This is a genomic window from Oleiphilus sp. HI0061 (assembly GCF_001635675.1).
Genome location: NZ_LWFE01000247.1, coordinates 1 through 22646, shown reverse-complemented (window position 1 = coordinate 22646; position 22646 = coordinate 1). Strand labels below are relative to the sequence as shown.

The following is a 22646-nucleotide window of genomic DNA, read 5'->3' as shown; positions in this document are numbered from 1 at the left end:
GAACTGGTTGCCATTGGCGAGGCACTAAAACAACACCCTGAGATTTTAGTCGTTACCGATGATATGTACGAACATATTCTATGGACAGAACAACCTTTCGTTAACATATTGAACGCCTGCCCAGAGCTATATGACCGCACCTTTGTTTTGAATGGTGTCTCTAAAGCATATTCCATGACAGGCTGGCGCATTGGCTACGCAGCAGGACCAGAAAAAGCAATCGCTGCGATGAAAAAGATTCAGTCGCAAAGCACATCGAACCCCTGCTCCATTTCTCAAGCCGCGGCGTTGGAAGCACTAAATGGCAGCCAGGAATGCATCACAACAATGGTTACCGAGTTTAAAAAGCGCCACGACTATCTTGTCGCAGCGCTTAATGAACTTCCCGGCGTGGAATGTATTTCTGGCGATGGAACATTTTATGTCTTTCCAAACTTCCAGGGTGCTATCGACAATCTAGCGAATATATCTAACGATGTTGAAATGGCCGAGATGCTGCTAAGTGAAGCAGGTGTGGCACTTGTACCTGGGTCTGCTTTTGGGTCTCCTGGATGCATGCGCCTAAGCTTTGCAACCAGCATGGAAATATTAGAGTCAGCAATTTCACGTCTCAAAAAAGTACTTTAAGGTCTTGACCTGGGCCGCTTTGCTCTTTAGTATACGCGGCCTTGATTAACGAAGTCTTCGTTAGTCTTCTGTTCCCCGATAACTCAGTTGGTAGAGTAGCGGACTGTTAATCCGTTTGTCGCTGGTTCGAGCCCAGCTCGGGGAGCCAACTTCTTATTCCCACTTTCCTAACTTTATCAAAGCTGCGCTTTGAATTAATTCTTTGTAGATCCACTCCAATCTATAGACCAGGCCTAAGACCTGCAGGATACAACCAGACCGTTTTTTTCACCCCCAAATAAGCCACATCGATTTGCCAACTATAAATATCGCAAACACAAACAAAAAAGCCCCTTACTTTCGTAAGAGGCCTGCCTTTAATCTCAACTATTAAAACTAGTTAAAGCTAATAGCTTTCTGGTAGAAACTTGCCGGGATACGTATATTTGTAGTAAATGATCTGAAGTCTGCATTCTCATCACCATCATCCAGAATAACCTCAATACTTCCACCTTCGCGCTCCAGGAAGCCCTTAACAGCATCCATACCAACACCACGCCCTGAAACGTCCGTAACCTCATCCGCAGTAGAGAAGCCCGAGGAGAAGATCAAATTAGCGATTTCACTCGCTGAAGGCTTCGGATCGGATTCTGCATAAATACCCTTCTCGATCGCCATTTTATAGATACGGCTAATTGCAATACCGCGCCCGTCATCGCGAACCGCAAGGTTTGCCAAATCGTCTATATAGCTAACGTCCAGACTAATAGTACCACTTTCAGATTTTCCTTTTTCAAGGCGCTCATCAATCCCCTCAATACCGTGATCCATAGCGTTTCTGAAAACATGCATGAATATGTTATTAAGCGTGCTATGCGCTTCGCTCTTAACAAAGATTCCTGCATTATCAATTTCGATATTTGGTTTACCCTTGCCAAGCTGCTCTGCGAGCGAGTTAGCTGATTCGATAACATCTGAAATCACACCATCTAAGGGCTTAGCTTCCATTGACATCAGCATGCTGTATGCCTCAGAAACAACACCTTTAACATTGTCATCAAGCGTTTGCTGGGTAAGTGACTTGATATTTTCCAACCAAGAGCTGACGCGTGCCGGGTCTAAGGAAATACCACTCTCAGCCTCTCCATCACGACCAAGTTTCTCACGGAACACATATGCATACTTCGCGATGATATCTTCCGCACCACTTAACTCTTCGAGCAATTGCTTCTGATCCCAAAGTACATCTTCATTCTTACGAAGATCGTCATAAGTACTTTCAACTTCATGAACAATGTCGGTAACCTGACTCAAACCATAGGTACGAGCATTCCCTTTCACTGTGTGCATTGAGCGGAACAGGTTAGCAATAATGTCCAGGTCTTTCTCATCATTTGCTTCGATAAGCTGTCGACATTCAGCCAAGAAGTCTTCAGAAGTACCAATAAAGTCGGCAAACTTACTTGCATCAACAGCAAGGATTTCACCAATAATTGCCAACTCACGCTTCTGCTCTTCAGCCTCTGCTTCTAGAGCTTTAAGCTCGGTAACATCTCTGACTGTCACCATTAACTTATCAACTTCACCTTCTTCACTGATAATTGGATCCCAATCCAGCTCAAGAATCTTTTCACGATCATCATCCATGCGGATGTTCATTTCAGTCATTAAGCAATGAGAGTTGAAGTCGTACATCATCTCGTCTTCACCGACAATAGCATCGACACCAGTAATATTCTGATCAACTGCATCAGAACCCGCCGTTGTGTTGCTAAACAACAAGTCCGCAAAGTTACGATCTGCGATACGGTCAGTTTCAAAGATCTGCTCAAGGAATGCTGCATACTCTGGATGAATAAAACCACCCTCGGTAATAGTAAACAAACCTTGGTGCATATTCGCCATCATGTTTGCAATATCGTTGTTCTTCTGACGAAGCTCTGCAGTACGCTCTTCCACTTTCGCTTCCAAGTTTCTGTTTTGCTCTTCGATAACTTCACGCATTCGAATACTTTTGATTGTCGTCACCAAGGATCGCGCTACAGAAGAAACGAACTCATAATCACTATCAGCAAAACTCACATTCTTCACATCACCGGAAAGGTTAATCACACCAACGAGAATCTCTTTGTCGACAAGCGGTACACATAGTAAGGCACGCTCTTGCCCGCCAGCAGGCGAGACAAAGTTCTTATCTTTTTCGGTATTTGGAACAAAAATAGTCTTTTTGGTTTCAGCTGCTTTGCCTAGAACACCTTGTCCCATATCAAACTTAACAGCTTCACTACCAGCTTCAATCGCTTTAGGTGGGAAATGTGCTTTCACCTCTAACTGCTGATTTTCATTTGTAAGAAAAACCGAACCCTGCGAAACGCCAATCTTTTCATGCATACTTTGAAGCACTTCTTCAAGAGCAATATTTTGACTCTGAGCACCGGCCAAAGAACGACCAATTGCATTCAATTTGGCAAGATCGATCATCTTCTTACGGATAGCTAAACGCATCGAGTTAAAGTTCTGGGTAGCAAGTAAAATCAGAACTATCAACATCACTATCGAACTCTTAAAGCCGAAGTCCAAACTACCTAACACTTCACCCTGCAAGTCATTAAAGCGAACATTTGCTGCTTTCAATAACTCGTCAAGCCCTTCAATAGATTGTGTTACTGCTGAATCTGCTTCAGACAACTTCTGTTTTGCAACTTCAATTTGCTCCAACTGCCGTTTTTTGTGATCAACAATTGAGGGTGTCTTTTTAATATATTCACTTATTTCAGCATAAGCATCAAAGGCGGCGGGAAGCATATCGTCTTCATCAAAATCCTTAAACACTTCAGCACCCTTAACGAACCAAGAGTGAGAGTCATTGATCGACCACTCAAAATCTCCCATACCTTCGCTGACTCGCCCGATATCCTGAGTGATTTTTATTTCATCAATGGTCTTAAATATATTATTAATCAAGGTAATCGATTGATTAGCAAAGCCTATTACCAAATCCATCTGATCCTTGTACTCTTCAGGTGGCAGGTAATATTGTATTTCATCAAGGGAAGCACCAACATTATCAACTAAGCCAAATAACACGTCAGCTTCTTCTAACATGTAATCTCTTGCCGTCAAAACTTCAGATTTTGACTCAAACATTTCGTTAACTGCATAACGGTAAAGGTCATAGTTACTTTTAATACCAATAACGAGCGCCTTCATTTGCTCATCAGATTCAGCTAGTTTTTCAAGACTGACATATCTTTCATCAAAACTTTTAGCGCCTTTATCGAATGATTTTTTAAAACTAGCAATCTCATCCTGATTCTCAGCATTAAATGCCAGAGAACTGAGTTTTGCTAATTTTAGTAGCTGTATCTGTACATCGTTACTTTCTTTCACGACAGGCACAGCCGTTTCATTCACCCTTGAGGTTGACCCATTGATGTCATTAAGATTCCATAAAGATGATAGCCCGGACACCAATAGCAAAGAGATGATAATGGCAAAACCGAGACCGACTTTCTGATTAAACGTTAATTGCAGCATAGTATTTTCTTTCTTTCTGATAGTTCTAAAGAATTTATTTTTTAACTCTCACCTAGTTACTTTAGCGTAGATTTTAGGAATGTCATGATTTCTCTAATATTTTTCCAGCAAGTTCAAAATATACTGCTAATATAATTTGTAAGCGTTTGATACCTTTCATATCCACCTAACTCAGATTTATAAGAAGATGACTGACAACAACACCCTTTTGTTTTCAATAGCTGCCTTTATTATTGGCAGTTTGATCACGTTTTTCGTGGTACGCACAAGAGCTAATAAGGCTATAGCCGCTATTAATGCTGATACAAACGCGCACCTGGATCAGATTACTCAGCTAGAGGAAAGTAACCAGACACTACAAGAACAATTAGATATCGCTCTAGGTTCTGTTTCATCTTTTGAAGAACAAATCGGCGGCCTCAACAATCAGATATCTACCGTTCAAGATCAGCTCGAAAATGAAAAAGCAATTCTAGAGAATGAGTATCGCGCACAGATAGATGAACTAAATAGTACCTTCAACGCTGAGAAAGAAAGCCTTAGCTCTCAACTTACTCAAGTTGAAAAAGACCTGGCAGACCTTGCTGACCTACTTGTTACGTTCGAGCGCTGGCACGAAAGCCTAACCCAGCTCATGCTACATAATGCTGAGATGCACACGCAGAACCAGGAGTTTTTCAACATCGTTAAGCAGATTGTAATCCTTGCGCTGAATGCAGCTATCGAAGCTGCAAGAGCAGGCGAACACGGTCGTGGTTTTGCTGTAGTGGCTGACGAAGTTCGTAACTTGGCGATGCGAAGCCAAGAATTAAGTGAGAGCTATAAAGAAAATCTAAACAAGAATGACTTTTTGACCACCGCGACCTTCCAGGACATTCAGGCTAGCGGAAAAATGATACTGACCGATGTCTCGTCCACGACAGAGATTGTTAAAAATATGCTTAACCAGCTATAGAACAGCTGATAACAATGAACAGAACGAAACAAAAGTAAATTTTGGCCACGCATATGTTAGTAAATGAAGAATTCAAAAATGAAATAAAGCGCACCTTCAAAGCAAGTTTTGAAGAGTCAATAACTGCGGGGTCTGACCCTTCCCGCTGGTACATAAAAGAGCGCACAAATCTCGACAACCTTAACGAGGCTGAGTTCTACGTACTGACAATGTCCTCGCAGCTTTTCAGAATATTCGCACTGTTTCACTTTACTAAAAAGCCAGAAACAGAAAGCTTGATTTCAGAGACACTTAAGATTAACCAAAGCAATCTTGATGACGATAAGTTCTATGACTATCTCGGCGAAGTAGGTAATGCATTTTTAGGTGCCATTAAACGAGATATTGGTAAAGCAGTACCAAGCCTTGGCGTGTCGACACCAAACCGATTAAGTAAAGATTGTTTAAAGTACATGAAGAGCTTGAATACAAATTTTGAATCTCATTCAGTTGCTGAATACGATGACCAAGCCCTCTTTTACGCGAGCGTTTATTTAGTTGCCGATGAAGAACTCGATATACGTATTGATAGACACTTGATTGAACAAGAAACCGATTCAGGCGAGTTAGAAATGTTTTAATTGCATCTATCCAATAAGAAGACGCAATAAAGATAGATTTAAGCAGGAGTAAAAATGAGCGAAACCACACAAATAGTCAGTAAAGTTTTGGTGCACGAATGTAATGATGATGCACTATCTGTACTCAAAGAAGTCTGCACCAAGCATAAGCTTGTCGGCCTAAAAGTTAGTACAGGCAATAATATGATCGGCATTAAAGATGCTTCGAACGAAATAGATGACATACTAAAGTCTAACGTTGACCTCGGCGCAATATTTCTATCAGAGGATCCTGACCCGAACGGCTTCACCGGTTTAGATTTGTGCATGAAAATTCATCATACACGACCTGAACTACCGATTTTTCTTCGTAGAAGCAGCCTTACTGATACGCAAGACCTTGACCCTGATGTTCAGGAAGCAATTACAGGTGTTTATACACTTGAGACACCTGAAGCTCTAGACGAGCTAATCAGCTCATATGTGTGCAGCATGTACTATCCTATCGAGCTTGCACAGGGCATCCAGGATATTTCCTTAGATGCATTTGAGAACATCTTTAAAGGTACAGATATTAGTTGCGAGCAGCCCTATTTGGTTAAAGACCAAATCATTTACGGTGAGCTGTTTAGCCTTATACCTTTAGAAAGTGACTGGTGTCGTGGGTACATGATGCTACAGACTACTGAGAATGAGATATTGGAGCTTATTAGATCTGGACGCACTCATATAGACACAACACGCCCTGACTCTAGAGACACCAACTCGGTTCTCAATGAGCTGACAAATATGATTTGGGGCGGAATTAAATCCCGTTACTTCCATAGCGGTGAAAGCCCGGATGATGGGCATCGAACACAAGTACCGATCATTGTTAACCATGTACAAAAGCATATTTCTTTTGGTTCAACGGAACCTCAGCTATGCTTTAAATATACGCTTAACGACCCGGGCAGACGCTACCCAAATATTACCTTGTACCAGCGCCTGGTATTTAACCTAAGCTGGTCACCAGAAAAGTTCGCTGAAAGCGACAAAGCAGTTGATGATTTCGTAGATGGCGGAGAGTTAGAGCTATTCTAACCCCAGCGCATTTGCTTAAAATATTTTGAATTTATTTGAATAATAGTCTTTAGAGACAAACGAGGAAAAAAACATGGCTCAAATTCTTGTTGTTGACGATTCTGCAACCGTACGCAATGAAGTTAGCTCATTTATAAAAGGGCACGGCATGACAGTAGAAGTAGCCGTCGACGGTAAAGATGGCTTGGAAAAACTGAAGAAAGACCCAAGCATCAAACTAATTATCTCGGACGTAAACATGCCAAACATGGACGGTTTAACCATGGTTGAAAAAGTACGCGGAGAACTTGGTAACGCAACTGTAAATATTATCATGCTCACTACGGAGAGCGATCCACGCATGAAGCAGCGCGGTAAAGCTGCCGGCGTTAAAGGCTGGATTGTTAAGCCTTTCAAAGGTGACAATGTTGTTGCAAGTATTAAGAAGCTTGTTGGCGCTTAAGCAAACAACCTTATTGCCCCCCCTGAAAAGAGCGATTTATTCGCTCTTTTTTTTGCCTGCGAATAAAAGCAATGAGCCAAGACTGTACTTTATAATGGATACAAAAAAGGCGGGATAGATTAACTCTACCCCGCCCTTTAAAGACTAACTTAAATCGTTAATCTCGCTAATAGCGATATCCTACCAGCCAGCTTTTTCTTTCAGCGCTGAACCAATATCCGCTAGAGAACGAACAGTCTTCACACCAGCTGCCTCGAGTGCAGCGAATTTCTCATCAGCTGTACCCTTACCACCAGCGATGATCGCCCCAGCATGCCCCATACGCTTACCAGCAGGCGCTGTAACACCCGCTATATACGACACAACAGGCTTTGTTACATTAGCCTTGATGTACTCAGCTGCTTCTTCCTCAGCAGTACCACCAATTTCACCAATCATTACAATAGCTTCTGTCTGGGGGTCGTTCTGGAACATTTCCAAAACATCAATAAAGCTAGTACCTGGTACTGGGTCACCACCAATACCTACGCAACTTGACTGACCGAAGCCTGCATCAGTTGTTTGCTTAACCGCTTCATAAGTCAAAGTACCTGAGCGAGAAACAATACCAACCTTTCCTGGTAGGTGAATGTGACCAGGCATGATACCGATCTTAGTCTCTCCTGGGGTGATAACACCAGGACAGTTTGGTCCAATCATACGAACGCCAGCTTGATCAAGCTTAACCTTCACATCAACCATATCCAAAGTAGGAATGCCTTCAGTAATGGTAACGATCAGCTCGATACCTGCATCAATCGCCTCTAAAATCGCATCTTTACAGAAAGGTGCTGGAACATAGATAACCGTAGCCGTCGCACCCGTAGCTTCAACCGCTTCGCTAACAGTGTTGAATACTGGAAGACCAAGATGAGTCTGACCACCCTTACCCGGACTTACACCACCAACCATTTGCGTGCCATATGCAATAGCTTGCTCTGAGTGGAAAGTACCTTGCCCACCAGTAAAACCCTGACAGATAACTTTTGTATCTTTATTAATTAAAACTGACATTATTTACCCTCCGCTGCAGCGACAACTTTTTCTGCAGCATCTGTCAATGATTCTGCCGCGATAATATCCAAATCAGAGCTAGCAAGCACTTCTCTGCCCGCTTCAGCATTTGTACCTTCAAGTCGTACGACAACTGGTACTTCAACACCTACTTCTTTAACTGCACCGATAATACCTTCAGCAATCATGTCACAACGTACAATACCACCAAATATATTAACCAATACTGCTTTTACATTGTCGTCAGACAAAATAATTTTGAATGCTTCTGAAACACGTTCTTTCGTCGCACCGCCACCAACATCCAAGAAGTTAGCAGGCTTACCACCGTGCAAGTTAACGATATCCATCGTACCCATTGCAAGACCGGCACCGTTAACCATACAACCAACATTTCCGTCCAGAGCAACATAGTTCAATTCGAATTTAGCAGCATGTGCTTCACGCTCATCTTCTTGAGAAGGATCGTGCATTTCACGGATCTTAGGCTGACGATATAAAGCATTGCTATCAACGCCAATTTTTCCATCCAAGCAGTGGATGTTACCTTCGTCTGTAATGACTAGAGGGTTGATTTCTAATAGTGCGAAATCATGATCATTGAACATGTTCGACAAACCCATAAACACTTTTACGAACTGCTTGATCTGATCGCCTTCAAGACCTAACTTGAATGCAAGCTCACGACCTTGATACTGCTGTGGGCCAACCAGTGGATCAATTTCAGCTTTGTGAATCAATTCAGGCGTTTCTTCAGCAACAGTTTCAATTTCAACACCGCCTTCAGTAGAAGCCATAAACACTACGCGCTGAGACGCTCTATCTACGACGGCACCCAAGTACAATTCGTTAGCAATATCAGTGCAACTTTCAACAAGAATTTTTGCAACTGGCTGACCACTCTCGTCTGTTTGATACGTGACAAGATTCTTACCCAACCAGCTCTCAGCAAAGGCCTTGATCTCTTCTTTGGACTTAACCAGCTTAACGCCACCTGCTTTACCACGGCCACCTGCGTGAACCTGGCACTTCACTACCCACATATCGCCGCCAATTTTATCGGCTGCAGCAGCCGCTTCGTCAGCTGTGTCACATGCATAACCTGTAGAAACAGGCAGTCCGTATTCAGCAAAGAGTTGTTTTGCCTGATACTCGTGTAAATTCATAATTCATTCCGTCATTTAATTGATTAATGCCACTCGTATTAAGTGGCCGGACAAAATCTCGGTCAATCCTTAACCGATCACATTGCGCCACTCATTGCTGGCACAGCGTAAATCCCTTTTCTTTCCCGTGTTATGTTCGCACTAGCCCCGCTTATCTATTGAAATAATGCGGGGAATATGCGTTATTATTTATTTACGTTTCTTTCTATTTGCAATATGAATCGCATGACCACCAACAGCTAATGCAGCTTCATGGACCGTTTCTGACAATGTTGGGTGAGCAAACATTGTCAAACCAAGGTCTTCAGCGCTAGAACCAAACTCCATCGCGATAACCGCTTGCGCAATTAGCTCAGAAGTACTGCCACCTATCATATGAACACCAAGTACTCTGTCCGTCTTAGCATCTGCTAATACCTTAACCATACCTGCAGTGTTATTCGCTGCCATTGCACGGCCATTTGCAGCAAACGGACAAGTACCAACGTTATACTCAACACCGTCAGCCTTTAGCTGCTCTTCAGTACGTCCAACCCAAGAGATTTCAGGGTTGGTATAGATAACCCCGGGAATCGTATCGTAATTAACTTCAGTCTTTTGACCAGCAATACGCTCAGCAACCATAACCCCCTCTTCAGAGCCTTTATGCGCTAGCATTGGACCACGTACAACATCGCCTACGGCATAAACACCCGGAACGCCTGTATTACAATGGTCATCTACGAAGATAAATCCGCGCTCATCGAGGTTTACACCGCTATCAGCCGCTAACAAGTCTTCTGTTACTGGTCGGCGACCGACAGCGACTATCAACTTATCAACCTTAAGTTCTTGCGCACCTTTGGTATCTTCATAGCTAACGTTTACGAGGCCGCGCTTGATATCGGTACCATTAACACGCGCCTTTAATTTAATATCCAAGCCCTGCTTCTTAAATTGCTTAAGCGCTTCTTTTGCAATTTGCTGATCAACAGAACTTAAGAAGGTATCTTGAGCTTCGAGGACCGTTACTTCAGAACCCAAGCGCGCCCATACACTACCCAATTCAAGGCCGATAACACCTGCCCCGATCACGCCCAAACGCTTAGGAACTTCATCAAAGTTCAGCGCACCAGTTGAATCAACGATATGGCCTTCAGTTAAAGGTGCTGGCGGAATCTCTACAGGTGTTGAACCTGTTGCAAGAATCACATTGTCAGCATCGTAAACAGTAACACCACCCTTGGCATCCGTTACTTCAACCTGCTTACCCGCAAGCAATTTACCCGTACCTTGAATCGACGTTACACCATTTGCTTTGAACAAAGATGCAATACCACCTGTTAAATTCTTAACAATCGTATCTTTACGGCCAATCATCTTAGGCACGTCAATCTTCAAATCGTCCAGGCCAATACCGTGCACGTCAAAATCATGCTTCGCCTCTTCATACTTATGTGAAGACTCAAGCAAGGCTTTTGAAGGGATACAACCCACGTTCAAACAGGTACCACCAAGAATCTGCTTACCTGTCTCAGATGTCCACTTTTCAACACACGCAGTCTTTAAGCCAAGCTGACCACAACGAATTGCAGCAACATATCCAGCCGGACCAGAACCAATTACGATTACATCATACTTATTTGACATTTATATTTATCTCCCGGTTCTCGACTTAAATTTCTAGAAGAATTCTAGCTGGATCTTCAATCATTTCCTTGATCGCAACCAGGAACTGAACAGCTTCTTTACCATCAATCATTCGATGGTCATAAGACAAAGCAAGGTACATCATCGGCAAGATCACAACCTCACCATTAACAGCCATAGGTCTCTCTTGAATCTTATGCATACCCAAAATCGCCGTTTGAGGCGGATTCAAGATTGGCGTAGACATCAAGGAACCGAATACACCACCGTTAGAAATAGTGAAAGTACCGCCTGTCATTTCTTCAATAGAGAGCTTACCGTTACGGGCTTTTTGACCATACTCTTTGATTGATCCTTCAATTGTTGCCAAGCTCATACCATCTGCATCGCGTAAGACTGGTACTACCAGGCCTTTATCACTTGATACCGCTACACCAATATCCTGATAACCATGATAAACAATTTCATCACCATCGATTGACGCATTAACTGCCGGGAAGCGCTTCAAGGCTTCAGCAGCTGCTTTAACGAATAAGGACATGAAACCAAGCTTAGTGCCATCATGCTTCTTCTCAAACAACTCTTTATATTGTTTTCTAAGATCCATTAAGGGCTTCATGTTAACCTCATTAAAGGTGGTCAACATGGCAGTATTTTGACTTGCATCCAACAATCGACGTGCAATGCTTGCTCTTAAGCGAGTCATAGGCACTCGTTTTTCAGCGCGAGCGCCAAGATCAAGCGCTACTGGCGCAGCAGGGGCCGATACTGGCTTACTAGCTGGCGCAGCAGCGGCCGGAGCAGGTGCACTAGTAGCAGTTGCAAGGTGCGCAACAACATCCTCTTTTGTCAAACGACCGTCTTTACCACTTGCTGCAATAGCTGACGGATCAAGACTATTTTCTTGCACCAATTTTTTAGCAGCCGGGCTCATGATAACTTCGGCAGCAGGGGCCGACTCTTCAGTCGCCGCCGGAGCCGCTTCAGCTGCGGGTGCTGCGGCACTTGTACCGCTTGCGCCAGCTGTAAACTTACCGATGACTTCGCCACTTAGGACAATATCGCCCTCTTGCTTTAAAATAGATTCAATCACACCATCATCTGGCGCAACGACTTCAAGAACGACTTTATCAGTTTCTATATCGACGATGAGTTCATCACGCGATACCTGCTCTCCAGCTTGCTTATGCCAAGTGGCAACTGTTCCATCCGCGACTGACTCTGGGAAGGTTGGGGCTTTAATTTCTGTAGACATTTCCAATCCTTATTAAACTATTCAACATCAAACGCTTGGTTAACTAGCGCATTTTGTTCTTCAACATGTACCGAAATATAGCCTGCAGCAGGAGCAGCGGAGCTTTTACGTCCGGCGTATCTTAAATATATTTTTTCATCAATTTCTTTGAGCACTCGACGCATTCTATGCTGCGTTGGATACCATGCACCCTGATTTTGGGGCTCTTCCTGACACCAAACAACATCACTTGCTTTCGGGTACTGTTCCAAGATGGCCTTAAGATCATCCCCAGGGAACGGATACAATTGCTCGATACGAATCACCGCAGTATCAGTAATTTCATTATGCTGTTGGAAATTCAACAGGTCATAATAAACCTTACCGCTACACATAATGACGCGTTTTATATTGCGAACATCATCAACATAGCTATCGCCAATAACTGTCTGGAATGTACCTGAGCTCAAATCATCAAGCGTTGAGGTAGCTTCTTTGTGACGAAGTAAACTCTTCGGCGTAATGGCGATCAGAGGCTTCCTCAAAGGTCGTTTAACCTGACGACGAAGCATATGGAACACCTGTGCTGGCGTAGTTGGCACACAAACCTGGATATTATGCTCAGCACACAACTGCAAGTAGCGTTCCAAGCGAGCGGAGGAGTGTTCAGGACCCTGACCTTCATAACCGTGAGGTAGTAGCATGGTTAGGCCACATAGGCGCCCCCACTTTAACTCACCACTGGTAATAAACTGGTCAATAACAACTTGTGCGCCGTTTGCGAAGTCACCAAACTGAGCTTCCCAAACTACGAGTGCACCAGGGTTGGTCGTTGCAAAACCATATTCAAAGGCAAGAACCGCCTCTTCCGATAACAAGGAGTCGATAATCTCGCACTTAGGCTGATCTTCTTTGATATTCTGCAAAGGCACATAAGTCGATCCATCTGTCTGGTTGTGTAAAACAACATGACGATGAGAGAAGGTACCGCGACCAACATCTTGACCTGAGATACGAATTTCATGACCTTCTGCTAGCAAACTAGCATAAGCCATTACCTCGCCATAACCCCAGTTCAGCGGCATTGCGCCCTGATTCATTTTATTTCGATCTTCAATGATCTTCTGAACCTGCTTCTGAATAGGAAAGCCTTCATGTATCGCACCTAGCTTTTTACCTAAACGCTGCAAGGTTTTGGCATTGACCGAAGTCTTAGCCTTAGCTGTCCACTCATGGCCAATGAATGGCGTCCAGTCAACATACATAGACTTATTCGGTTCCAGAACCAAACTCTTGGTAACATGATCACCGTTCTCTAGTGCTGAACGGTAGTCATTTTCAAGCTTTTTAGACTGTTCTTGTGAGATCACCTGCTCTTCAAGTAAGCGCTCAGAGTAGATAGAACGAGTTGTCTTCAAGCTCTTGATCACTTGATACATTAATGGCTGCGTGCCCGAAGGCTCATCCGCCTCGTTATGACCACGACGGCGATAGCAGAACAAGTCAATAACGACATCTTTCTTAAACTGATTGCGGAAATCAATTGCAACCTGAGTAGCAAACAAAACAGCTTCGGGGTCATCACCATTTACATGCAAGATTGGCGCTTCGATCATCTTTGCAACGTCGGTACAATACTCTGTTGAGCGCGTGTCTTCACGCTTATTGGTGGTAAAGCCAACCTGGTTATTAATAATAATATGTACGGAACCACCCGTACCATAACCACGAGTTTGTGACATCTGGAAGGTTTCCATCACCACGCCCTGACCTGCAAACGCAGCATCGCCATGCATGATAATAGGTACGACAGAATCCCGACGCTCATCTTCCCTTCTACCCTGGCGCGCTCGAACCGAGCCTTCAACAACCGGAGAAACAATCTCAAGATGTGAGGGGTTAAACGATAAGGCTAGATGCACTTCGCCACCTGGCGTCATCACATTCGATGAAAAGCCCTGGTGGTATTTAACGTCACCGGAACCAATATCATGGAGTTTTTTACCGTCAAACTCATCGAACAAGTCTTTCGGGTTTTTACCAAGCGTATTCACCAAAACGTTTAGGCGACCACGGTGAGCCATACCTATAACGATTTCTTTAGCACCATAACCACCGGCACGCTGAATCAGCTCATCCATCATCGGGATCAGACTTTCACCACCCTCCAAGCCAAAGCGTTTGGTACCTGGGTAACGAGAGCCAAGATATTTTTCTAAGCCTTCTGCTGCTGTTAAACGCTCTAGCAGATGGTAGCGCGTATCAAATTCGTAATTGGGCTTACCTTTTACTGACTCAATACGCTCTTGAAACCATGTACGAATATCTGTGTCTACGATATGCATGTACTCAGCGCCAAGCGATGAGCAATAGGTTTCTTTCAGTCCGTTAACAATCTCTCGAAGACTCAACTCATCGGAACCGAAGACCAAGTTACCAATCTGAAATTCGGTATCCAGGTCGGCCTCGCTCAAACCGTGATATTCAAGCTCCAAATCAGGAACATCAACCCGCTCCATCAAACCTAAGGGATCAAGCTTTGCTGCCTGGTGGCCACGAATTCGATAGGAGTTAATCAATTGAGCGACTTTAACTTGCTTCTTATCGTGCTCAGAGGTTGCGCTTGCGGGAGTAGTCAGTTCGTGACTTGCGTATTTGTTTTTGGAAAGGTGGAGAAACTGTTCACGAATGGTCGAATGAGGGATGTCTTTCTTAGCATGACCATTAACTCTTGGGAGTTGGTCAAAGTAGCTTCGCCATTCTTCAGAGACGCTGTTAGGATCAGCCAAATAAGCGTCGTACAGCTGTTCAACGTATACTAAATTTCCGCCAGACAAGTGAGATGTCCGCCAGAGTTGTTCCATGATGCTTTCTTGCATTAAAAGCTCGCCTTAGTTAGCAGTAAATGCGAATACCAGGCACTATCTTATTGGCGGCCAATATGTATCTCTAAGATACCTATACGTAGCCTAACGATAAAAAGCGATTTCGCCTTGTAACGCCCTACATAACAGGCTCGGATGACTGCTGCCTCAAAGATAATACGGGTGTTACCCGATTCCCCAGTGGTTATTATTTCTCAGCGAACTGCAAATTCGGCTTTTTGGGCTTACTTTACAGTTTCCTAAGTTTTCAGACCTAGGCTAAAGCACTAGGTCTGAAAGGATTCATCACTTGATTATAGACATAAATTCAAAACTTGCAGATTATTGCAATTGATTATGTCTCGACGGCAGAAAGTCTACCCTGACCACTACCGTCTTCAGCACTATTAAGTTGAGCGCTGCAACAACATATTTCTAATATGACCAATAGCTCGCGTTGGATTAAGCCCCTTAGGACAAACGCTAACGCAGTTCATGATACCCCGACAACGGAAAACACTGAAAGGGTCATCCAAATCAGCTAAACGCTCTGCCGTAGCAGTATCACGTGAGTCAGCCAAAAATCTGTATGCCTGTAACAAACCTGATGGCCCGACAAACTTGTCAGGATTCCACCAGAATGATGGGCAAGCTGTTGAACAACAAGCACATAAGATACATTCATACAATCCATCCAGCTTTTCACGATCTTGAGGCGTCTGTATACGCTCAATAGCAGGTGCTGGCGTATCATTAATCAAGAATGGCTTAATTTTCTCGTATTGCTTGTAGAACATAGACATATCTACAACCAAGTCACGAATAACCGGCAAGCCCGGCAAAGGACGAATGATTAACTTGTTACCCTTCACAACTTCTGAAAGAGGTGTAATACAAGCCAATCCATTCTTACCATTCATGTTCAAACCATCTGAACCACAAACACCTTCACGACAAGAGCGGCGGTAAGCCAGTGATGGATCTTTTTCCTTAAGCAAGCCCAGGACATCAAGAACCATCAAATCTTTCCCTTCAGGGATCTGTAACTCAACATCCTGCATATAGGGTGCAGTGTCTTGTTCAGGATTATAGCGATATAAACTTACTAACATCTTCCAAATCTCCCCTTAGTAAGAGCGTACTTTTGGTGGGAACGCATCAACGGTCTTAGGCGAGAAATTAACATCACGCTTACCAACGCGCTTCTCTAGAGGGAAGTACATTGAGTGTTTCAACCAGTTTTCATCATCACGCTCAGTAAAATCATTACGAGCATGAGCACCACGACTTTCTTTACGTCCTTCTGCAGCTACAGCTGTTGCGTAAGCAACTTCGAACAAGTTATCCAGCTCAAGCGCTTCGATACGAGCAGTATTGAAAGCAGCGCTCTTATCTTCAAGATGAGTATTCTTAACTCTCTCACCTATTTCGTCGAGCATCTTAAGACCTTTCTGCATGGTCTCACCTTCACGGAAAACGCCAAAGTAAAGCTGCATCGTGCTTTGCAAATCTTCTCGAACCTTAGCAACACTTTCACCGCCAGTCGTATTATCCAAACGATCCAAACGACTTAATGCGGCTTCGATATCAGCCTCTGTTGCATCATCAGTTGCAAAACCTTCGCGCAAAGATTTCTCAATCTGCAAACCGGCAGCACGACCAAATACAACCAAATCAAGTAGCGAGTTACCACCAAGACGATTTGCACCATGAACTGATACACAAGCAGCTTCACCACAAGCATATAGACCTTCGATAACGTGATCGTTACCTTCAGCATCCTGCGTTAGTGCCTGACCACCGATATTAGTCGGAATACCACCCATCATATAGTGACAAGTTGGTACAACCGGAATTGGTACCTTAACCGGATCAACGTGAGCAAATGTACGTGACAATTCAAGAATACCTGGAAGCTTGGCATTCAAGGTTTCTTCACCCAAATGGTCCAACTTCAACATAACGTGATCTTTATTTGGACCACAACCACGGCCTTCTAGTATTTCCATAACCATTGAACGCGCAACAACGTCACGACCAGCAAGATCTTTAGCGTTAGGTGCGTAACGTTCCATGAAACGTTCGCCTTCGCCATTGATCAGGTAACCACCTTCACCACGACAACCTTCTGTTACCAGTGTACCCGCTCCAGCGATACCTGTTGGGTGGAACTGCCACATTTCCATATCCTGCGCTGGGAAGCCAGCGCGAAGCGCCATCCCCATACCGTCACCAGTATTAATCAAAGCGTTAGTAGTCGACTGATAAATACGACCAGCACCACCCGTCGCCATAACAGTTGCCTTAGCCTTAACGTATACACGCTCACCTGTTTCAATACAGATAGCAATGACACCAACCACTGCACCTTTTTGGTTTTTCACCAAATCGACTGCATACCATTCATTAAGAAAGGTAGTGCCGCCCTTCAAGTTGCCCTGGTATAGTGCGTGCAATAGTGCGTGACCTGTACGGTCAGCAGCAGCACAAGTACGTGCAGCCTGAGTCGGATTATCCGGCCCTTTAGACTGGCCACCAAACGGGCGCTGGTAGATACGACCTGCTTCAGTTCGCGAGAAAGGCAAACCCATATGATCCAATTCAAATACAGCCTGAGGGCCAACTGAACACATATATTCAATTGCGTCCTGATCACCGATATAGTCTGACCCTTTAACAGTGTCATACATGTGCCAGCGCCAATCATCATTTGGATCCGCACTTGCGATCGCACAAGTTATACCACCTTGAGCAGAAACCGTGTGAGAACGAGTTGGGAATACTTTAGTAATACAAGCTGTTTTGATGCCGGATTCTGTCAATTGAAGTGCTGCGCGCATACCAGCACCGCCACCACCAATAACTATTGCATCATAATTAAGCGTTCTTAATTTAGACATTTCTTACAGCCCCCAAAGAATCTGAACACCCCAGACCACGTAAACGAACATGACCAGGCCACAACCAGCTTGAAAAATAAACCTGAATACCATTGCTTTTAGATAGTCTGTAGACACCGTCCACAAACCGATCCAAGCGTGAGCACCCAAAGATAACAAAGCAAGTAAAGAAAATACTCTGACACAAGTTTGACTAAACAGCTCACTCCACTGCATGTATGTCAAGTCAGGGTTTAGCACTAGATAACCCAGAATAAATACCGTGTAAGCAGCCAACACAACCGCTGTAACACGCTGAATCATCCAATCATAGAGTCCACTACGACCAAAACTAGTAACACTTGCTACCATAACCAAACTCCTGCCAATAAGATAAGTACAACTGACACTGCTATAACAACTTTGGCACCGAACTGGCCAGCTTCAAGCGTTTCACCAATACCACAGTCCATTAATAAATGTTTAATTCCCGCTACCAAGTGATAAAGAAGCGCAGAAACCAAGCCCCACATAATCAAAGTAACAAAAGCACCGTCCAGACACTCTTTAGCGGCGTTAAAACCGTCTTCGCTCGAGAGCGAAAGTTCAAGGACATACATAAGAATTGCCACACCAACGAACAAGGCCACACCGGTAACACGGTGCACAATTGACGTTAGCGCAGGCAGAGGAAAACTAAATTGAGTTAGATCGAGATTTACAGGTCGTTTATCTTTCACAGCACATATACTCTCTCAAGTTGGCATGAGCTAATTTAAACAAAGGAAGGCGTCTCTAAAGATTCGCCAACCCTTGCAACCTTTTTATAATAAGATGTTTCAACGCTATTCAGCCTTGCCGCCCGAAAATCTACAATAAAGATTATCCGAAACAAAACGTGAAATAGGCCACCACCTAATTTTGCTGACGGATTATAGGGATTAAGGCCGCGAAATACAAACCACGAACAAAAATAACGGCATTATTTGGCCATTATAAATTTTCTTGTATTTGACAATAATATTTCAGCAACATAGTAGCCCCGCCTTAGGCAGCTCTGGCACCATATCAAGCTTTTTTTCTTAGTTTTCATACCCACTTTGCACCAAATTAGCTTTTATTAGATATTTCCGCGCCACAGCCGTGCAAATTTCACCCACCCAAAAAGCCGAAACTTTCTTTGATTTTTTTTTCATCTACATTGGCACATTACAGAGACGTGACTATAGTCATTCTATTTGGCATAATGCGCAAACTTTTAAGTCGCCAACTGGCCGCAAGCTTTTTACCTATTAAGCAGCAGCTACGCTTGGCTTACTCTATCTCAGCAACAGGAGAGCACCATGACTGATAAAAAAGCTCAGTTATCGGTTGATGGGAAAACCATCGATTTACCAATTTATTCTGGCTCTGTCGGCCCAGATGTAATAGATGTACGAGGCCTAGTATCAGAAGGTGTCTTTACTTATGACCCTGGATTCGTGTCCACTGCGGCATGCGAATCTAAAATCACCTACATTGATGGCGGCAAAGGTGTACTTCTTCACAGAGGCTACCCAATAGAACAGCTAGCTGAAAATTCAGACTACCTTGAACTATGCCACCTACTTTTGCACGGAGAACTTCCGACAGCAGAAGAAAACGAACATTTCAGAAAAACTGTTCGCAACCACACAATGGTTCACGATCAAGTTAACCAATTCTTTAAGGGCTTCCGAAGAGACGCTCACCCGATGGCGATCATGTGCGGCGTCGTTGGTGCTCTTTCAGCGTTCTACCACGATACGATGGACATCTCTGACGAAGAACACCGTGAAATAGCAGGCTTCCGCCTTGTAGCTAAAATGCCGACTATTGCAGCGATGTGCTACAAGTACTCAATCGGCCAGCCTTTCATGTATCCAAACAATGACTTGGATTATGCAGAAAACTTCCTGCACATGATGTTCAGCACGCCAGCTGGCGATGTTAAGTTTGACCCAGCCATCTCAAAGGCAATGGATAAGATCTTCATGCTTCATGCTGACCATGAGCAGAATGCATCAACATCAACTGTCCGCCTAGCTGGCTCAACTGGCGCCAACCCATTTGCTTGTATCGCTTCTGGCATCGCTGCACTTTGGGGCCCTGCTCACGGCGGCGCAAACGAAGCTGTACTAACAATGCTTAACGAAATCGGTGACGTATCTCGGATCGATGAATACGTAGCCAAAGCGAAAGACAAGAACGACCCATTCCGTCTGATGGGCTTCGGTCACCGCGTATACAAAAACTTCGACCCTCGCGCCAAAGTTATGCGCGAAACATGCGAAGAAGTTCTTGGTGCACTAGGCCTTGAGAATGATCCTCTATTGAAGATCGCGCGTCGCCTTGAGCAGATAGCACTAGAAGATGAGTACTTTGTTGCAAGAAAGCTATATCCAAACGTAGACTTCTACTCGGGTATCATTTTGAAAGCTATCGGTATTCCTGAGTCAATGTTTACCGTTATCTTCGCAATGTCTCGAACTATTGGTTGGTTCTCACACTGGAACGAAATGGTTAGTGAAAACTACCGCATTGGTCGTCCACGCCAGCTTTATACTGGTCACGACAAGCGCGACTACCCTGCCTAAGCGCAAAGCTAAGGTATAAAAAAACCCGCTCTTGCGGGTTTTTTTATACCTAAATCAGTTTTAATTCTGCACCAATCATTTCCCGAGTACGCCTCGCCAAGCCCTTACGACATAAGGATGCTGAGTCCATAGGTTCCAGATAACGGACATGAGCATACACCTTTTCAACCCTTAGAATACGCTCAAGCGTATCAATAAACGAGTCATCATCTATAAACGCTGGCTCAGGCAAGAGCCGACCAAATTCATCCGTATACTTTAGTGCAACTGGCTGAACAGGCACACCCACTCTAACTGCTGCCTCATAAAACATCGGGAAAAACGGCAACACCTCTGCACCTACCGAGGTCGTTGATTCAGGAAACAGGTGCACTGAACCACCTTGCCTTAAACGCTCTTCAAGGTAAGGAATTGAGCGATACGCTTCAAATTTATTGGTTCTATTAATATAAATAGACCCCATTCTTTTGGTAAAGGTCCCCAGCAAAGGCCACTCTTCCAAATCATGCCGCGCAATAAAACCTACAGGCCTGAGATGATTAAAAACAATCGTATCGAGCCATGAAATATGATTTGATACAAACAAACCGCTTGCTTCCATGGGGGAGCCTTCGACAACGACCTCCGTATTCATTGAACGAACCAGATCCTCAACCCACAAGGTAAACAGAGCGTAATCATTAAGCTCGTTTTGGTCAATTTTAGACACTTGCGGGAATTGATAACAAGCACCAATAAAAGCACTACCCGAGAGTAAATTCGCGAGCAGACGAGAGAAGCGCAACCCTTGGCGCGCCCTATTCTTCACAACACTAAACACAACCTTACTTCTGCGCCTCCGCTACACTCTCACTTCTAGTAAAGACCCAATCAGTGCCACTGGACTCACTCTCTGAGTATTGATAACCCGCGTAGTCAAAACCCTTTAGATCTTCAACGCTTTGAATATTATTATCAGCAGCATACCTGACCATTAAGCCTCGTGCTTTTTTGGCATAAAAACTAATGATCTTGTATGTGCCTTTCTTCTCATCCTTGAATATAGGGGTAATCACCTTTGCCTTAAGCGACTTAGGCTTGATTGATTTAAAATACTCGTTGGATGCTAGGTTAACGAGAACCTCGTCACTCCCCTCTAACTCCCGGTTAAGTGACTCTGTCAGCATCTCTCCCCAAAACTCGTAAAGATTCTTTCCGCGTGTATTTTCAAGCCTGGTTCCCATTTCCAAACGATATGGCTGCATCAAATCCAAGGGGCGCAAAATACCATACAAACCCGAGAGTATTCTTAACTTTCCCTGAAGATATTCGACACTAGCACTATCCATAGACTCGACTGCTAACCCCGTATATACATCCCCCTTAAAGGCATAGACAGCTTGCTTTGCATTCTGGGCCGTGAACGGAACAGTCCAATCTTTCATTCGCTGCACATTTAAATCTGCAATCTTTTCACTGACACTCATTAGCTTCATTAGCGCAGCGGAATCTACTTTATTTAAAGCGTCAACCAGATGCTTTGATTCATCTAGAAAATCAGGCACAGAAAACTCATCACTAAAACTCGCTGACTCGAAATCCAGCGTTTTTGCAGGAGACACAACAATAATCATACTAATTCACATCTAATTCATTAAATTGACTAAACCGAAACCCTATTTAAGGCAGCGGCACATAAACTCATAAAGTGATTGAACATCAAAAGGCCATTCAAGCTCCAGGGATTTATCATGGGATAGCAAAACAGGTATCCTGGCGCCATAGCGATCAATTAAGGCATCATCGTCTGCAATATCGACCGACTCCAGTTTAAAAAAAAGCGGCTTTCCATCCGAATCAAAGGACGATGCTGCAAAGTTTTCAGCCATTTGCACATGCAAGGCCTGAGCTACCGCAAGCGCCTCATCACACAAGTGACAACCAAGTGTCGAATACAAATAAAAGACTGGGCAGGTGTTCAATTTGAAACTCTTTTTAAATATTT

The 22646-nt window shown here is 43.9% G+C and carries 19 protein-coding genes and 1 tRNA gene; 7 read left to right on the top strand and 13 right to left on the bottom strand.

What is annotated here, in order from left to right; translation table 11 throughout:
* Both A3735_RS03150 and A3735_RS03145 read left to right on the top strand, forming a co-directional pair.
* Nucleotides 1-627, top strand: a 627-nt coding sequence (locus A3735_RS03150) for an aminotransferase class I/II-fold pyridoxal phosphate-dependent enzyme (protein WP_156499363.1), incomplete at its 5' end; no start/stop codon positions are given.
* A 72-nt stretch (nucleotides 628-699) separates the two neighbouring features.
* Nucleotides 700-775, top strand: a tRNA-Asn gene (locus tag A3735_RS03145).
* A 227-nt stretch (nucleotides 776-1002) separates the two neighbouring features.
* Here the strand turns inward: A3735_RS03145 and A3735_RS03140 are convergent.
* Nucleotides 1003-4143 carry a GAF domain-containing protein gene (locus tag A3735_RS03140; RefSeq protein ID WP_068637579.1) on the bottom strand — a complete coding sequence of 1047 codons (3141 nt, stop codon included), beginning with the start codon at nucleotides 4141-4143 and terminating at the stop codon, nucleotides 1003-1005.
* Nucleotides 4144-4330: 187 nt separating this feature from the next.
* On the opposite strand from A3735_RS03140, the gene A3735_RS32465 reads away from it, so the two are divergent.
* The 4 genes from A3735_RS32465 to A3735_RS03120 all read left to right on the top strand — a co-directional run bounded on the left by A3735_RS32465 (nucleotide 4331) and on the right by A3735_RS03120 (nucleotide 7222).
* Nucleotides 4331-5098 (top strand): methyl-accepting chemotaxis protein, encoded by a 768-nt coding sequence (locus A3735_RS32465; protein ID WP_068512343.1) that lies wholly within the window; start codon nucleotides 4331-4333, stop codon nucleotides 5096-5098.
* A gap of 53 nt (nucleotides 5099-5151) precedes the next feature.
* Complete coding sequence (locus tag A3735_RS03130) at nucleotides 5152-5718, top strand: hypothetical protein (protein ID WP_068512340.1); 567 nt, start codon at nucleotides 5152-5154, stop codon at nucleotides 5716-5718.
* 54 nt (nucleotides 5719-5772) lie between these two features.
* Nucleotides 5773-6780, top strand: a complete 1008-nt coding sequence (locus tag A3735_RS03125) for a chemotaxis protein CheX (RefSeq protein ID WP_068512335.1) — start codon at nucleotides 5773-5775, stop codon at nucleotides 6778-6780.
* 73 nt (nucleotides 6781-6853) lie between these two features.
* On the top strand, nucleotides 6854-7222 hold the full coding sequence (locus A3735_RS03120) for a response regulator (protein WP_068512332.1): 369 nt from the start codon (nucleotides 6854-6856) through the stop codon (nucleotides 7220-7222).
* Nucleotides 7223-7402: 180 nt separating this feature from the next.
* On the opposite strand, the gene sucD is transcribed toward A3735_RS03120, so the two are convergent.
* From sucD to sdhC, 9 genes are all read right to left on the bottom strand, one after another.
* Entirely contained in the window at nucleotides 7403-8275 is an 873-nt protein-coding gene (sucD, locus tag A3735_RS03115; protein WP_068512330.1) for a succinate--CoA ligase subunit alpha, read from the bottom strand.
* Nucleotides 8275-9441 carry an ADP-forming succinate--CoA ligase subunit beta gene (gene sucC / locus A3735_RS03110; RefSeq protein ID WP_068512328.1) on the bottom strand — a complete coding sequence of 389 codons (1167 nt, stop codon included), beginning with the start codon at nucleotides 9439-9441 and terminating at the stop codon, nucleotides 8275-8277. Before sucC ends, sucD begins: the two co-directional genes overlap by 1 nt.
* Before the next feature lie 189 nt (nucleotides 9442-9630).
* Nucleotides 9631-11070, bottom strand: a complete 1440-nt coding sequence (gene lpdA / locus A3735_RS03105) for a dihydrolipoyl dehydrogenase (protein ID WP_068553414.1) — start codon at nucleotides 11068-11070, stop codon at nucleotides 9631-9633.
* Between the two features lie 25 nt (nucleotides 11071-11095).
* Nucleotides 11096-12325, bottom strand: coding sequence for a 2-oxoglutarate dehydrogenase complex dihydrolipoyllysine-residue succinyltransferase (gene odhB, locus A3735_RS03100; protein ID WP_068512323.1), 1230 nt, complete (start codon nucleotides 12323-12325; stop codon nucleotides 11096-11098).
* A gap of 17 nt (nucleotides 12326-12342) precedes the next feature.
* Nucleotides 12343-15183: a 2-oxoglutarate dehydrogenase E1 component gene (locus tag A3735_RS03095; protein ID WP_068512320.1), complete on the bottom strand. Its 2841-nt coding sequence runs from the start codon at nucleotides 15181-15183 to the stop codon at nucleotides 12343-12345.
* Nucleotides 15184-15575: 392 nt separating this feature from the next.
* The gene (locus A3735_RS03090; protein WP_068512317.1) at nucleotides 15576-16280 is read right to left on the bottom strand and encodes a succinate dehydrogenase iron-sulfur subunit; all 705 of its coding nucleotides are present in this window, start codon (nucleotides 16278-16280) and stop codon (nucleotides 15576-15578) included.
* A gap of 15 nt (nucleotides 16281-16295) precedes the next feature.
* Nucleotides 16296-18068 (bottom strand): succinate dehydrogenase flavoprotein subunit, encoded by a 1773-nt coding sequence (gene sdhA, locus A3735_RS03085; RefSeq protein ID WP_068508435.1) that lies wholly within the window; start codon nucleotides 18066-18068, stop codon nucleotides 16296-16298.
* Nucleotides 18069-18071: 3 nt separating this feature from the next.
* Nucleotides 18072-18419: a succinate dehydrogenase, hydrophobic membrane anchor protein gene (gene sdhD, locus A3735_RS03080; RefSeq protein ID WP_068508433.1), complete on the bottom strand. Its 348-nt coding sequence runs from the start codon at nucleotides 18417-18419 to the stop codon at nucleotides 18072-18074.
* Entirely contained in the window at nucleotides 18413-18787 is a 375-nt protein-coding gene (sdhC, locus tag A3735_RS03075; protein ID WP_068508431.1) for a succinate dehydrogenase, cytochrome b556 subunit, read from the bottom strand. The genes sdhD and sdhC overlap by 7 nt, the downstream gene beginning before the upstream one ends.
* Before the next feature lie 603 nt (nucleotides 18788-19390).
* Between sdhC and gltA the strand changes: the two genes are divergently transcribed.
* Complete coding sequence (gene gltA / locus A3735_RS03070) at nucleotides 19391-20662, top strand: citrate synthase (protein WP_068508429.1); 1272 nt, start codon at nucleotides 19391-19393, stop codon at nucleotides 20660-20662.
* A 49-nt stretch (nucleotides 20663-20711) separates the two neighbouring features.
* Here gltA and A3735_RS03065 read toward each other — a convergent pair whose 3' ends face one another.
* From A3735_RS03065 to A3735_RS03055, 3 genes are all read right to left on the bottom strand, one after another.
* Nucleotides 20712-21470 carry a 1-acyl-sn-glycerol-3-phosphate acyltransferase gene (locus A3735_RS03065; protein WP_068508427.1) on the bottom strand — a complete coding sequence of 253 codons (759 nt, stop codon included), beginning with the start codon at nucleotides 21468-21470 and terminating at the stop codon, nucleotides 20712-20714.
* A gap of 16 nt (nucleotides 21471-21486) precedes the next feature.
* Nucleotides 21487-22275: a peroxide stress protein YaaA gene (gene yaaA / locus A3735_RS03060; protein ID WP_068508425.1), complete on the bottom strand. Its 789-nt coding sequence runs from the start codon at nucleotides 22273-22275 to the stop codon at nucleotides 21487-21489.
* Between the two features lie 42 nt (nucleotides 22276-22317).
* On the bottom strand, nucleotides 22318-22646 hold a 329-nt coding region (locus tag A3735_RS03055), incomplete at its 5' end, for a glutaredoxin family protein (protein WP_231882350.1).

Excerpts from the sequence above, each read along its gene's own strand:
- A3735_RS03130 (WP_068512340.1), top strand. The coding sequence starts at position 5,152 with ATGTTAGTAAATGAAGAATTCAAAAATGAAATAAAGCGCACCTTCAAA.
- sucC (WP_068512328.1), bottom strand. The coding sequence starts at position 9,441 with ATGAATTTACACGAGTATCAGGCAAAACAACTCTTTGCTGAATACGGA.
- sdhD (WP_068508433.1), bottom strand. The coding sequence starts at position 18,419 with ATGGTAGCAAGTGTTACTAGTTTTGGTCGTAGTGGACTCTATGATTGG.
- A3735_RS03125 (WP_068512335.1), top strand. The coding sequence starts at position 5,773 with ATGAGCGAAACCACACAAATAGTCAGTAAAGTTTTGGTGCACGAATGT.
- A3735_RS03120 (WP_068512332.1), top strand. The coding sequence starts at position 6,854 with ATGGCTCAAATTCTTGTTGTTGACGATTCTGCAACCGTACGCAATGAA.
- A3735_RS03095 (WP_068512320.1), bottom strand. The coding sequence starts at position 15,183 with ATGCAAGAAAGCATCATGGAACAACTCTGGCGGACATCTCACTTGTCT.
- odhB (WP_068512323.1), bottom strand. The coding sequence starts at position 12,325 with ATGTCTACAGAAATTAAAGCCCCAACCTTCCCAGAGTCAGTCGCGGAT.
- lpdA (WP_068553414.1), bottom strand. The coding sequence starts at position 11,070 with ATGTCAAATAAGTATGATGTAATCGTAATTGGTTCTGGTCCGGCTGGA.
- gltA (WP_068508429.1), top strand. The coding sequence starts at position 19,391 with ATGACTGATAAAAAAGCTCAGTTATCGGTTGATGGGAAAACCATCGAT.
- A3735_RS03140 (WP_068637579.1), bottom strand. The coding sequence starts at position 4,143 with ATGCTGCAATTAACGTTTAATCAGAAAGTCGGTCTCGGTTTTGCCATT.
- yaaA (WP_068508425.1), bottom strand. The coding sequence starts at position 22,275 with ATGATTATTGTTGTGTCTCCTGCAAAAACGCTGGATTTCGAGTCAGCG.
- A3735_RS03090 (WP_068512317.1), bottom strand. The coding sequence starts at position 16,280 with ATGTTAGTAAGTTTATATCGCTATAATCCTGAACAAGACACTGCACCC.
- A3735_RS32465 (WP_068512343.1), top strand. The coding sequence starts at position 4,331 with ATGACTGACAACAACACCCTTTTGTTTTCAATAGCTGCCTTTATTATT.
- sdhA (WP_068508435.1), bottom strand. The coding sequence starts at position 18,068 with ATGTCTAAATTAAGAACGCTTAATTATGATGCAATAGTTATTGGTGGT.
- sucD (WP_068512330.1), bottom strand. The coding sequence starts at position 8,275 with ATGTCAGTTTTAATTAATAAAGATACAAAAGTTATCTGTCAGGGTTTT.